Annotated in this window: 8 protein-coding genes; 4 read left to right on the top strand and 4 right to left on the bottom strand. The window is 39.9% G+C overall.

Annotated features, from left to right (window positions below; genetic code table 11):
- The first annotated feature begins 58 nt into the window (after window positions 1–58).
- From AB0756_RS25030 to AB0756_RS25015, 4 genes are all read left to right on the top strand, one after another.
- A complete protein-coding gene (locus tag AB0756_RS25030; RefSeq protein WP_038082287.1) occupies window positions 59–376 on the top strand; it encodes a hypothetical protein in 318 nt (105 codons plus the stop codon).
- Window positions 373–750, top strand: a complete 378-nt coding sequence (locus tag AB0756_RS25025) for an aspartyl protease (protein ID WP_038082080.1) — start codon at window positions 373–375, stop codon at window positions 748–750. The genes AB0756_RS25030 and AB0756_RS25025 overlap by 4 nt, the downstream gene beginning before the upstream one ends.
- 336 nt (window positions 751–1,086) lie before the next feature.
- A complete protein-coding gene (locus AB0756_RS25020; protein ID WP_050046682.1) occupies window positions 1,087–6,537 on the top strand; it encodes a beta strand repeat-containing protein in 5,451 nt (1,816 codons plus the stop codon).
- A gap of 364 nt (window positions 6,538–6,901) precedes the next feature.
- Entirely contained in the window at window positions 6,902–9,607 is a 2,706-nt protein-coding gene (locus AB0756_RS25015; protein ID WP_167844780.1) for a CHAT domain-containing protein, read from the top strand.
- Window positions 9,608–9,613: 6 nt separating this feature from the next.
- On the opposite strand, the gene AB0756_RS25010 is transcribed toward AB0756_RS25015, so the two are convergent.
- The 4 genes from AB0756_RS25010 to AB0756_RS24995 form a co-directional block, all read right to left on the bottom strand.
- Window positions 9,614–10,060: a type II toxin-antitoxin system VapC family toxin gene (locus tag AB0756_RS25010; protein ID WP_038081726.1), complete on the bottom strand. Its 447-nt coding sequence runs from the start codon at window positions 10,058–10,060 to the stop codon at window positions 9,614–9,616.
- Complete coding sequence (locus AB0756_RS25005) at window positions 10,048–10,281, bottom strand: hypothetical protein (RefSeq protein WP_038081725.1); 234 nt, start codon at window positions 10,279–10,281, stop codon at window positions 10,048–10,050. The genes AB0756_RS25010 and AB0756_RS25005 overlap by 13 nt, the downstream gene beginning before the upstream one ends.
- Before the next feature lie 211 nt (window positions 10,282–10,492).
- Window positions 10,493–11,242, bottom strand: coding sequence for a DUF928 domain-containing protein (locus AB0756_RS25000; RefSeq protein ID WP_038081723.1), 750 nt, complete (start codon window positions 11,240–11,242; stop codon window positions 10,493–10,495).
- Entirely contained in the window at window positions 11,239–13,206 is a 1,968-nt protein-coding gene (locus tag AB0756_RS24995; RefSeq protein ID WP_038081721.1) for a sensor histidine kinase, read from the bottom strand. Before AB0756_RS24995 ends, AB0756_RS25000 begins: the two co-directional genes overlap by 4 nt.
- Window positions 13,207–13,214 lie beyond the last annotated feature (8 nt).

Here is a 13,214-nt window from a genome sequence, read left to right as displayed (position 1 = left end):
TGATAAGACTAACGATATAATAAATATTTAAGTTGACAGTATATTGTAGATGGAAAGTATGAGCCCAATCAAGTCTAGTCGTGTTGTCCGTAGGGGAAGAATATTTCCCGAAATCCAGTGGACTCCTGAACAAGAAGCCGATTGGGAAGCTGATGGAGAAAAACTCTACCAGCGCTGCAAGCCGATTTTTGATAGGGTTAAATCGGAATTAATTGAAACTCACTACAACTGGTATGTTACCGTCGAACCAGAGAGTGGAGAATATTTTGTAGATAAAGATTTGTCAGCAGCTTGGCAGCAGTGTCGTGAAAAGCATCCTGGTAAGATACACCATACTTTCCGAATTAATGAGACTGGAGTTTGCGGTACAGTATGACGATCTCTGGGAAGTTTGGTGATGAGGAAGCGCTACTTTTTGAAATTGATTTGATAGCATCGGATGGATTAGAATTATCAGTTGATGCGATGTTGGATACAGGTTTTTCCGGCTGGTTGGCAATTGATAAACAAGATTTAGACGCACTAAGTTGGAAGTATGTTGACCAACAAATCATGCGAACCGCAGGTGGGGATGTAAGATTTAAAATCTATATTGGTAAAGTTAAATTGGATGGTCAAGAATTGGATATTCCCGTTCATGTTGGTAAAGATTTAACGGAAATTTTACTGGGTCGTCAATGGCTCATAAATCGTAGGTTAGTTGTTGATATACCATCTGGTGAATTGACCTTGGGGGATGGTGCGAGTTGATTGTGCTCCTCTTTTTCTCTAGTTGACAAAAAGGCGAACCAATCATCGAAGCAACTGGTGTTTACCATCTGGATAACGGGCAACTTGTGATGAGTCGTGAATGTCACTAATTTGGCTGTTGATAGGGGCTATCAATAATTTTTAACATGAGCCGTAAGGAGTCCCGCACTGCACCAGAAAGTTATCTAGAACGCACTGAAAGTTTTTTTGGATAAAGCTAATGGGTGAGAATTTAAGACATAAAATTCAGTATATTTGATTATACAAAACTCTACTCTAAATATTAGTTGAGTTATTAATTTATCTCTAAAAATTGTGAGTGTGGGAGAAGAAAAGGTGACAAAATGGGTCTGGAGTGAAAAATTGAGGCGATCTCATCGTGGTTATCTTGCAGCATTGCATCACTCAGTTTTTTGGAGAAGCGTTGTGGCGATGGCAAAGTTGACCGTTGGAATTGCATCTCTCATCAACCCAGCTTTTGCTCAAAGTAACATAGTACCGGACAATACACTGGGTTCAGAGGCATCTAGAGTCACAGTCAACTTTAACGGTACTTCTAATGAGGTAATTGCAGGTGGAGCGCAACGGGGACAAAATTTATTTCACAGTTTTCAAGAATTTAACATTGGTGAAAATCGAGGCGCTTACTTCTTTGTTTTCGATCCTAGCATCCAGAATATTTTGGCGCGGGTGACAGGAAGTAATCGCTCAAATATTTTAGGGACTTTGGGAACCCGTCAAATCATTGGCAGTAATCTTGTGCGTTCCAATGCCAACCTATTTTTGATAAATCCCAATGGTATTGTTTTTGGAGAAAACGCTCGTCTAGATGTCGGTGCTTCGTTGATAGCGACAACTGCTAATGGGGTTCAATTTGGAAATCAAGGAAATTTTAGTGCGATAAACCCTCAGACCCCAGGGGTGTTAACGGTAAACCCTTCGGCTTTATTTTTTCATCAGATTAATCAGAATGGGACAATAGAAAATCGAGGATTATTGAGAGTTCGCGATGGTGAGAGTTTATTGCTTGCAGGTGGCAATGTTCGCTTAGATGGAGGTATTTTAGCGGCGTTGGGTGGGCGAATAGAGTTAGGCGGATTAGCAGATGCAGGTAGTATAGGCTTAGATTTTGCCAGCCAAGGATTAAAATTACAATTTCCAGAAGTAGTGCAAAAAGCAAATGTTTCTCTGGTTAACAATTCGCTCGTTAATGTTTCGGCTGGTGGCGGTGGAGATGTAGCAATCAACGCTCAAAATTTAGATATTTTGGCAGGTAGCAACATTTTTGCAGGAATTATTGGTGATGTCGGTTTAGCAAACAATCAAGCGGGAGATATTACCATAAATGTTTCAGGCACTGTTAGGCTTGAATCTGATAGTTCTATTCGCAGCGATGTTAGTCCAGGTGAAACAGGTAATGGCGGCAATATAAATATCACATCTGCCTCGTTGTTCGTACTGGGCGATTCAAGTTTGATAAGCAGAACCTCTGGAGTTGGAAATGCTGGGAACATCAACATAAATGCTCGCGATCGCGTTGTATTTAGTGGTGATAACACGACTGTTGATAGTGGTGTCAGGTCAACTGGTAGGGGTGAGGGAGGTGATATCCTCATTTCCACTAATACCTTGGAAATGTCGGATGGCGCTCAATTAATAACTCCTGCACTTGGTGTTGGAAATGCAGGAAATATTGTAATTGAGGCACGCGATCGCATTTCTCTTACAGGTAATAGCGCAACCAACTTCAGCAATACAGCTATTTTTAGCAGTTTAGGAGGAAATAATAACCGACAAGCAGAGGGTCAAGGAGGTGATATTCGTATCTCTACCAATATCCTGGAACTCTCTGATGGTGCTCAAATGGCTTCTAGCACGTTTGGTATCGGCAATGCGGGCAATATCATAATAGAGGTAGGCGATCGCGTAACATTTAAGGGCGATGATACTAGTGTTTCCAGCCGTGTGGAACGAACTGGCAGAGGAAAGGGAGGCGATATCCGCATCTCTACTAAAATTTTAGAATTATCTGATGATGCAACTCTCAATGCTAGTACCCTTAATTTTGGAGATGCAGGCAATATTTTGCTGGAAGCGCAAGATAGAGCTTCTTTTGATAATGCAAATGTTTTCAATAGTGTATGGGGACCAGCTGCTGGGAAGGGTGGAAATATTAATATCAAAACGGGGAACCTCTCTGTTACTAATAGAGCAGTACTCTCTACCACTACGTATGGCAACGGCGATGCAGGAAATATCACGATTGAAGCTAGAAATAACGTTTCTTTAAGTAAGGGGGGGCGTTTGCTTAGTCAAATAGAGGAAACAGGCATTGGTACGGGTGGCAATATTAGCATTTATACAAACTCCCTATTGTTAAATGTGGGGCAGCTAAATGCAGACACTCAGGGAAAAGGTAATGCAGGGAATATCATTATTAATGCACAGAACACTCTATCAGTAGATTCAGCAATTATTTCTAGCACTGTAGAAGAAACTGGTGATGGTAAAGGGGGAGACATCAGCATCTTCACTAGCTCTTTTAATCTTAAGGATGCAATTTTAACTACTGCTACCCTTGGAAAGGGTAGTGCAGGTAATGTTAGGATTAATGCGCTTAACTCTGTTTTTGTAGATACGGCAAATATTTTTAGCAGCGTGGAAACAGGAGCCACTGGACAGGGGGGAGATATTAATCTCTCTACTGGTACGCTTTCTTTAACAAATGGAGGAAGGTTAACATCTGGAACTTATGGAACGGGTAAGGCTGGCAATGTGATTGTTGAAGCACGCGATCGTGTATTGCTAGATGGTAGCGACCCTGATGAAAAAAATTTCAACAGTGCCATCATTACGAGTGTGGGGGAAAATGGCATCGGACAAGGGGGAGATATTCGCATTGCCACAAGTATATTTTCTCTAACAAATGGAGCGCAACTAGTTGCTGTTACCAAAGGCAAAGGTAATGCGGGTAATGTTCAAATTCGTGCTACTGATGCTGTGAATATCGCTGGTAGCACTAATACTACTGGTCGTCCTAGCGCAATTCTAACTTTTACTGAATCTGGAAATTCGGGAGGAAATATTACTGTTGATACTTCCGCTTTCCGTATTTTAGAAGGAGCAGTTTTAGATAGTCGCACGAGCGCTACCGGAAATGGGGGTAACATCACCATCAATACGAATTCTTTGGAAGCTCTTAGCGGTGGACAATTGCAGGCAAGTACTGACGGGAGCGGACAAGCAGGTAAGATAACTGTTAATGGTGACGCTAGCGTCACTATTTCAGGTAGCGACCCCATTTTTTCTGAACGTGCAGCTATAATACCCGAAATTAGCTGGCGTTACAATCCCAACAGTGGGTTTTATAATCGCTCCATTGGCTCAGGTATTGCAGGTGATATCAAAGTTAATTCAGGTTCCTTATCTCTATTCAATGGGGGACAAATTCAAGCTAGTACATTTGGAGAAGGAAAAGCAGGTAACGTGTGGATTACTGCTCGCGAGCGTGTCACGACCAATGGTGCAAGTGCAAATGGGTTATTTCCTAGCGGTATTTTTAGCGAGATTTTCAATCCTCAAAGATTGGGTAAAGGTGGCGACATTGCGATTGAGACTGGCTCACTTACGCTGACTAATGGCGCTCAACTAAGAGTCTCTACATGGGGTATGGGAGACGCAGGCAATATAACTATCCATGCCAAGGATGAAGTGTCTTTTGCTGGAACCAGTAAGAATGGTAACTTATTAAGTAGTGTTTTGAGTACTGTTGAATTAACTGGGCAAGGCAACGGCGGTGATATTAAGATTCAAGCAGGTTCGCTATCAGTCACTGATGGCGCTCAACTTCAAACAGGTACTAGAAACAGAGGTAATGCTGGAAATATTTTGATTAATGCTCGTGATTTTGTTTTGTTTGATGGAATAAATTCAACAGGACAAATTCCTAGTTCTGCCTTTACTAGTGTAGAGCGAACAGCAGTAGGTAAAGGTGGGAATATTGAGATAAATACAAGCCGTCTTTCCGTTGATAATGGGGCACAGGTGATTACAAGTAATAACGGTGGAAAAGGTAACGGTGGAAATATTCATATTGATGCAGCATTCCTATCTCTTACAGGGAATTCTCAACTTAGAGCTAGTACTCAAGGCGAAGGAGATGCGGGCAATATTTTTATCAATACTCGCGATCGCATATCCTTGGATAAAGGAGCAATTATCTCAAATATTGTTGGCAATGTTTCTAATCCTGGGCGTTTTGGTAACGGCAAAGGTGGAATAATTCGCATTGATACTGGTTCGCTATCTGTCGCTAATGGCAGTCAACTTCAAGCTAGTACTTTTGGAACAGGCGATGCTGGCGATCTTATTATCAACGCTCGTGAAAACATATCCTTTGACGGCTTCCGAAGCTTTGAAGATAGTAGATTGAACAGTGCGGCTTTCAGTATTGTTGCAAATAATAGTACTGGCAATGGAGGTAATATTCGTGTTAATACAGAATCATTAGCTGTTACTAATGGAGCATTACTTAGCACTACCACCTTTGGACAAGGTAGAGCTGGAAATATTAATATTACTGCTCGAAATCGCATATTTTTGAATGGTAAGAATGATATAAGTGAGTTTTCGAGTGGACTGTATAGTGCAACTTTAAGGAATGCAAACGGACAAGGTGGTTCAATTAGCGTTAACGCTGATACTTTTCAAATTACTAACGGTGCGGTAGTTAATGCTCAAACCTCCTCTGGTTTTCAAGGTGGTGATGTAACAATTAATTCTAATAGCTTTGAAGCCACCCAAGGCGGACAAATTATTACAACAGCAACTAATCAAGGGCAAGCTGGTAGTATTCGCCTGAATAGCAATCGCATAATTCTCTCTGGTATCGATCCAACTTATCAACCATCACAGCAAGATAAAATATTTGAGAATCAAGGCGCAGCTAGCGGACTATTTGCCAACACAACCTCAACAGCTTCCGCTCGCGGTGGCAATATTCAAGTAAATGCTAGGCAATTAAATGTGAGCGATCGCGCCCAAATCTCTGTCAACAGTCAAGGTAGTGGTGTTGCTGGTGAGATTCATGTTAATGCCAATAGAGCCGAACTGAGAGACAACGCCAAAATCATCGCTGAAACAACATCCCAAGATGGTGGTAACATTTTCATTAATAATGCAAATTTACTGCTACTACGTCGTGGAAGCCTTGTGTCTGCAACCGCCGGAGAACAGGGCAATGGTGGTAACGTAAATATCAACTCAAAATTTATCATTGCCATTCCCAACGAAGACAGTGATATCAGAGCCAATGCCTTTGAAGGCAACGGTGGCAGAGTTCAAATTAACACTCAAGGAATATTTGGCACGGAATTTCGTTCTCAGGAAACAAAAGAAAGCGATATTACTGCTAGTTCAAGATATGGTGTTTCTGGCATTATCAATATTAACTCCCCCGACAATAGTTCTATTCAAAACAACCTCGGCGAACTTCCCCAAAACGCCATCGACACCAATACTCTTATCGCCAATAGTTGCATAGCCCGTAGAAATCAACAACAACACGGTTCTTTCTTCATCACCGGTTCTGGTGGTTTACCAACACGCCCCGGTGATGCTTCACTTCCTTCCTATTCCACTGGAGATGTGCAACCAGTATCTAGTGAAGTAGAGTCAACAAAATTACCTACACAAGAACGACGTTGGCAAATTGGCGACCCAATTATCGAACCAGCTGGGGTATACCAATTGCCAAATGGCAAGCTTGTGCTTAGTAAAGAATGTTAATTTCTACAAAGAAGATACAAAAGCTCTGCAATTAGCTTGAAAAGACAAAATTTAATCTTTGATGAGCATCATCGAAAAAATTTTTGAAAAATCATTCACTATATTCTGCCTGTAGATTTGCTAACTTCAGAATGAGAAATTGCATAATCGATCTTACATTGCTGTTTTCTGCAACTATTGCTGCAGGACTTATTCTTGTAAGAACTTTTGAAACTTGATTAAGCTTTAGTTGCGTGTTGATTCAGAACCCCGACTTCTCCGAATCTCGTGCAACAACCAGTATTTTGTCAAAAAATTTTGCTAATTAGTTGTAAACACAGAAAAAGCTGGTAATTTATATGTCATCTACTGCTGGAGTAAGCCTGTGCTAAACCCGTATCGCAAGTCTACTCAACATCAAGTCCTAGGGACACTCTTTCTTGTTAGTCTCGTCTTTTGCTTATCTTTTGCTCAAATTGAAAGCATAATCGCTCAAACTCCCGATGCCAGCCAACTCGTGCAGCAAGGTATTGAGCGATACAAAGCAGCAGACTTTCGAGGTGCGATCGCACCCTGGAAAACAGCTTTAAATTTCTACCAACAAAGCAAAAATCAAAACAACGAAGCCATTGTTAGTGAAAACTTGGCAAGAGCCTATCAGCAGTTGGGAGATAGTGAAGAAGCACTGAGCTATTGGGAACAGGTGACAAAGTACTACCGCAACTCTGGAAACTTGCAACAATACGGGCGAATGCTGACCGAACAGGCACAAACTTATAGTAATTTGGGACAACCAGGGAAAGCGATCGCATTACTATGTGGTATACCTGAGAAGCAACCAAAATCTGACACAAAACCGCAAGAACAATCAAATTGTTTGCCAGGAAGCGCTTTACAAATAGCCCGCCAGCAAACAGATAAGCTTGGTGAAGTTGCTGCACTCGGAAGTTTGGGAGAAGCTTACCGTCTGAGGGGTAAGTATGACGACGCTATTAAGCATTTAGAGCAAGCAGAGAAAATTACAGAGCCAGTTTACAAGTCAAAAGTCTTAAATAGTCTGGGTAATGCTTACTTAAATAAGGCACAACGGGAGAAAATTCGTGCTGATTCTGCAAAGCAATTGGGTATCTCCAAGGCTAATGAGTTTCAGAAAAATGCGATCGCATATTACAAAAAAGCATGGGACTCCTTTCAATCTAGCCTGCGCCTTGCCCGTCAGCAAGACGATAAAGTCGGTCAAATGCAAGTATTGCTAAATTTAATTCAACTGGATCGCCATCTTCAAGATGAGAAAAATTTGACCTCCGCGTCTCCAAAATCGACACGGGAAAACTCTCAATCTGAGACTCACATACAAGCAGCTTTAAATCTGCTTGACAAATTACCATTATCTCGAAATAAAATCTATGCCGCAATAGATTTAGCTAATTTACCTGAGAATTCAAAAGATGCATCATCGTCATTAATTGCATGCTCTTCAAAGAGAAGACTACCAGAGTCACAAGCAAACTCACTGCTCCTAAATGCAGTAGAAACTTCGCAAAAGTTGCAAGATTCTCGTTCTCAGTCTTTTGCCTTTGGATCGCTAGGTCATTTCTATGAATGTCGTCAGGAATATAAACAAGCTTTAGACTTCACTCAAAAAGCATTGTGGTCAGCAGACCAAAAGATGCAAGCCAGAGATAGTGTGTATTTGTGGGAATGGCAAAGGGGACGCATTTTGAAAGCACAAGACAAAGAGTCAGAAGCATTACCATCATACCAACGAGCATACACTCTTTTAGAACAAATTCGCAGCGACATTCTCTCAGCAGAACGAGATTTACAATTTGATTTTCAGGATGTTATTAAGCCTCTTTATCTTGAGTTAGCACAATTAAGGCTAGAAGAAGCTTCATTACCATCGTCTAATACTGAAAATCGCAAAGAACAATTAAAGAATGCACTTGAAACCATTGATTCTTTAAAACTGGCAGAATTACAAAATTTCTTTGGTAACGACTGTATATTAACAGTCACTAATGACAAAAATGTAGATGAACTTTTAGGAAAGAGCACTGCTGTCTTTAGTTCTATTTTTCTAGACAAGAACATAGCTATTCTACTTAGTTTACCAAGTGGAGAAAGAAAGCTTCAGTGGATAAAAGAAAGCAGGGAAAATGTAATAACGGAAATTCAGAAATTTCGTCAGGGTCTTGAAGAAGGAATTTTAAATCCAGGTCAATACGACAGTACTCATGCACAAAATTTGTATGATTGGTTTATTCGTCCTTTTAAAGATAATTTGAAACAAGAACAGATAAAAACATTAGTTTTCGTTCAAGATGGTATCTTACGTATTATTCCAATGGCAGCCCTCTATGACAAGGAACAAAAGAAATTTTTAGTAGAGAATTACGATCTTGCCAACACTCCTAGTTTGAAATTAACCGCACCTAAAGCTCTAAATCAGCTAGAAAAGCGAGCCTTGATTTTGGGTTTGACTAAACAAGTAGAAGTTGATGGAACAACATACTCTGCATTACCCAATGTCCAATATGAAATTGATACGTTAAAGAAGCAATTTCCAGACAATAAACCGCTAATTAATGAAGAATTTAATCGAGAAAAGTTAGATCGAGAACTAAATAAAACAGTTTATCCAATTGTTCACATTGCGACTCATGCTCAGTTTGGTACAATTCCAGAAGACACTTTTATCGTAACTGGAAACGGCTACAAACTCACGATTAATGAGTTAGAAGCTTCACTCCGTCAAATCAATGGCGGTTCTCGTGCAGTAGAATTGCTTGCGTTAACTGCTTGTCAAACAGCTTTGGGAGATGAACGTGCTTCTCTTGGTTTAGCTGGTGTCGCAGTGCAAGCTGGAGTAAGAAGCGCTTTAGCAACTTTGTGGTCGGTTTCAGATGCATCAACGTCAAAATTGATGACTGAATTTTATAGTGGCATCAAATCAGGAATGAGTAAAGCACAAGCGTTGAGTGCAGCTCAACGAAAATTAATTCAGGCTAAAAAAATAGAAGATATTAACGACCAATATGATAATCCTGCTTACTGGGCACCATTCATTACGATCGGAAATTGGCTTTGATCGATTTTAGGGAGAATAAGTTTGAGAGAGCAACACCACTGATATATTAGGGACACTTTGAAAGCGTTTATCATTGGTTAAGAAAGTTGAACACAGTGTTAACTTTGCTGTTGCGGCGTGAATTGCATCAGGTAATTTGATGTTGACATTGGCACGTAATTGCGAGGCTTCTATTAAAATATCGCGAGAAATAGAAATCACTGATAAATTTTTTGAGTTACTGATAAATTGTTTATATATCTGTTGTTGTCTTAAGTTCTGATTCTGAAAAGGTTTTACTAATGCCTCAGCCAATGACAATTCACTCGTGACAGCAGTCAAATCACCTTGAGTAATTCGTTGAAATAGCTGAGTCAAATCTTGAAAATATTCGGGATATCCTTCTAAAGCATAAATCCAGATATTTGTATCAAGATAAACTCTGTTACCTTGAATAGCATCTATGATTCCCATGCATCTCGCTCGTTCCGAATAAACAAATCGACTTCTTGTGGTGTGGCAAAGTTACCTTTAGCCAATCCAATAAAACTAGTCAAAGATTTTTCTGGTTTCTCTGAGTCTGACTCTAAAAGTACAATAACTTCTACAATTGCGCCTGATGGAAGTTCCGAAGACGAGATTTCTACTATACCTCCGGGCTTAACAATTGCCTTTTGCCTAATTTCACTAAGCATAGTTTTCCCTCGTTAATAACTCTTGGAGAAAATACTCTTTCTACCCTATCCTAAACGGGCAATTTTTGACAACAAGTCAACTTTAGTATTGAGTAGCCTTGTATTGAACTTATCGCTACTTGTCTAAATTATAGCAGCCAATGGGCTGTGAGGAGCCAGATCCTTAACTTCTCACGGAAGTCAGGGATCTGAGCCAACTTACTTATCAAAATTAATTTGATGGATTGCTATCGGCAATTTGCTTTAAGAGATCGCCTCGTTTCTGCACCTCTTGACGTTCGGCATCAGTTAATTTGTCTGTTCTACTAGGTTCTTCTAATGTTACTAGGTCTTGCAGAAGAGTTGTAACTATCTTTGCTATTTTTTTCTCCTGAGAAACTTTAAGAGCTTCATCTAGAGCGTTATACCACAAACCTGCTTCAGCATATAAGTCTGCTTTTTTAGCTGCATCTTCTGTCATAGAAAGTTTTTTTGATAAAGAAGCAGGCATTTCTACTACCTTAAACTCTGCCCTTTCTACTAAATATCCTTGCTGACACTTGATTGCAGCTTGCCAAAGGTATTTTTGCCCTACAGTTAACCCTTGCTGATTCTCTGGTAAGGAGTACTTGTTAACTCCTGAAGAGTTTGGCAATAGTACTGGTTTACCTATTGGTTTTGAGGGTTGATTATTGGCATCAAACTCAAAAATTCGGAAGTCTACTTCATAAGAATTGGAGACAAACCAAGCAAATGTAGGATAACGAGAAGTTGTTTCGCCAATATGTTTTTTAGGAGCAAGTATTGTTAAGGGTATCTTATCTTCCGGACATCCCCTTCCACCTCCTGTTCGAGAATACTCACCAGGAGGTTTTTGATCGCGAGGAGGTACGTAACGCGCTATAGCTAAGGAAGCCGTCGTTAAAGATATGGTCAGGACACAGCCAGTTACTAACCAGGGGTTTAAAAGTTGATTGCTCATACGCTGCGTTGAAAAGTTTTTGTCAAAAATCTCAATTTTCTCTGGAAATAAGCCTTCAGCCTAAACTTCATTGTTGAAATCCAACTCCTGCTACCAGCAAGAGGCCAAGTTAACTCACATACAGTTCCTTTAGGAGTTGCACGCTCTCGGTTAAAATATCCTCCTAGTTGTTTTGCTAAATTTTTACTATCTTTGGTTCCTTTGCTTTCATAGTTGGAACGGATACCCAATCCATTATCTTTAATCTTTAGACTATACCATCCTTGTTGTTTTGTTCCTGTAGCAGACAAACGCGTAACTCCCTTAGCGTGTTTTCCAACATTACATAAAGCTTCTTCAAGAAATTGACAAAGTTCTCGCTTGCGTTCAATAGTTAAAAATTGCTCTTCGAGAGGTTCAAAGGAGCGAACTTTGGCTTTGAGGGTTTGAAAGTAGGGAAGATTTCGTTCAATAGTACTACTGTATACTTCATAGAAAATTTCATGAATTGGACGTTTTAAATCTATTTTTAAGCCACTTCCCAAACGAAGGCTTTCTTCTAGATTCAGAGTTTGTTGTGTTAAGTATTCACCAATATCTCTAATTTCTAAATTTAAATTTTTTAAATCAGTTAGTAATTCTTCTTTAGATAAATCGTGATTTTGTACATTCCTTAATAGCGCAGCTAAGGTTTGTAATGGTCCATTGTGGATTTCTGTAAATGCCATCTCAATAGTGTGTTGTCGTATCCCGATTTGAGCTTTTAACGATTGTTCGTATTGATAGCAAGCACTAAGAAAACCAACAAAATTTATTCCTAAAATTAATAAAATTGGTGCTACAGGTATCCACCAACCCCAAACAAGCAATACATAATAACTTATTGTAATTAGACCAATATTAATTACACTAATAGCAAACAGCTTGCGCCACGGGGATTCGATCGTCAAATTCAGACTAATGGTAATGAAACCCCAACCTAATATCCATATATATTCCCACTCCTCCGACCAAGTTTTTATGAGTGGTCGTGATTCCAAAACAGCATTAATAATTTGACTGACAGCATGAGCATGAAATTCAACTCCATAAATTTGTCCGTGAAGCTGCAATCCAGAAACTGCTGAGGTACTAAATAAGTCAGGAGCACTAATAGCTGTCATACCAATCATGACAATGCGATCGCGTATCCATTCGGGCTGAAAATTTCCCGTTTTGATATCGTGAAGCGATACTGTTCTAAATCTTTCTTTCCCATTACGAAAGTTGAGAAGAACTTGAACCCCTCCTGCATCAGTTCCCACATACCCACCAAAGTTGGGCAAAAAGCGGGGAAGTTCAGTATTGGCAAACCTGATTGCATGGCGATCGAGTTTTCCATTTTCAAGAGGAATACCTTTCTGAGATAAATAAGCTTCTGCTAAACGCAGAGAAAAAGAAAATTTATAGTCATCTGGATCTAAGGGATTTGGTGTTCCAAGGAGAATGCGCCTGTATTTAATATCTTTATCGGGAATAATATCCGAAAACCCAACTTGTTCAGAAGGTAAATTTGGTATTGAAGAAAATCGACCGGGTAGCAAGATTTTCTCAATACCAATCAATTTTTTGCTTCGCTTTGCAAATTCGGCAAGTTCCGTATTACCGGGTTCTACGGGTACATTTCTTGCAATATCAAGTCCAATTGCTATCGGTTTGTCAACCTGCACTTTTTTAATAACTTCAGTGATTTCTCCATCCGGTATTGGATATGTTCCTACACTTTCGATATCAGCTTCATTAATACCAACAATCAAAATTCGTTCATCTATTGATTCGTAGGGACGCCAACTTAGAAAAGTATCAAAAATTCCCCACTCTAAGAATTGCAGCCAACCGCTCAGACGAGCTATTATGACCAATAAAACAACAACTAATCCCAGGCGTCCTCCCAGACGCCAAATAGTAAATTTTTCTTTTAATAACTTCCAAATACCAGGCTGCATACTCTTAG

The organism is Tolypothrix campylonemoides VB511288_2 (assembly GCF_045999855.1).
In the GTDB taxonomy this organism is placed as follows: domain Bacteria; phylum Cyanobacteriota; class Cyanobacteriia; order Cyanobacteriales; family Nostocaceae; genus Scytonema; species Scytonema bouteillei_A.
The sequence above is the reverse complement of the archived record's forward strand: the minus strand, read 5'-3'. Positions and strand labels throughout refer to the sequence as shown.